The organism is Pseudarthrobacter albicanus (assembly GCF_018224015.1).
Taxonomy (GTDB): domain Bacteria; phylum Actinomycetota; class Actinomycetes; order Actinomycetales; family Micrococcaceae; genus Arthrobacter; species Arthrobacter albicanus.
On record NZ_JAGPOT010000212.1, the window covers coordinates 1 to 797 of the forward strand.

A 797-nucleotide genomic window follows, 5' to 3' on the forward strand; every position below is an offset into this window, starting at 1 on the left:
CCGTGGTCCTCGCCATGGGACACCTCAGTAAAGAGCGCTTCGTCGATGTCTTCTGTTTTGCCCTTGCGCCAGGTCAGCGGGTCAAAGCCGGCCTCTGCCATGTGCTGGAAGAGTGCCGGGGACCAGCCGCCGCGGTCGAAGCCGACGAGCACCCGCCGGTCATCACCCACAGCCTTACGCAGTTCGGGCAGGAGGCGGCGGAGTCCGGCGGCGAGGGAGGCTCCGGGTTCGGCCATGACCAGGAACACCGGGGACCCGTTCGCGTCGGAGACCCAGGTTTCCTCGGTGGCCGGGACGGGGAACTTCAACCGGGTCGAGTACAGTTTCCCGATCTTTTTCGTGCCCTGGTAGGCGCGCACATGCCCGTCCACATACAGGACCGCAGCGAGGTTCTCCCCGCCGGGGCCGGCCGGGTTGAGGTGGTGGGCGGCCAGGGCGGCGATCAGCTCCGGTGCCTTGCCGGTTTCGGCGAGTTGGGCGATGCGCCGGCGGATCGTTTTCACTTCCGGGGCGCGGTCCAGTCCCAGGATCCGGCCCAGGTCCTCCGGGTTGAAGCGGGTCGCGCCCTCGGCACGGGATTCCCCGGCCAGTGCCCGCAGCACCGCATCCACCAGGATGGTTTCCATACCGTAGAAGCCGTTCGGCAGTGAACCATAGGTGGCCTTTGCACACTTGAGGAGGCCGGAGCGTTCCAGAGCGGGGAAGGCCAGGAACAACCCCGCGTGCGGGATGCGGGCGGCCGGGGCAAACACCGGGGCCGCGCACTCCAAAACCCCGGCGGCGGCACGCTCCGCGGA

Annotated in this window: 1 protein-coding gene; it reads right to left on the reverse strand. The window is 68.5% G+C overall.

The window, feature by feature from the left end; genetic code table 11:
• Positions 1 to 797 (reverse strand): putative transposase (locus J9611_RS21485; RefSeq protein ID WP_211883317.1); only part of this gene is annotated, 797 nt, incomplete at both ends.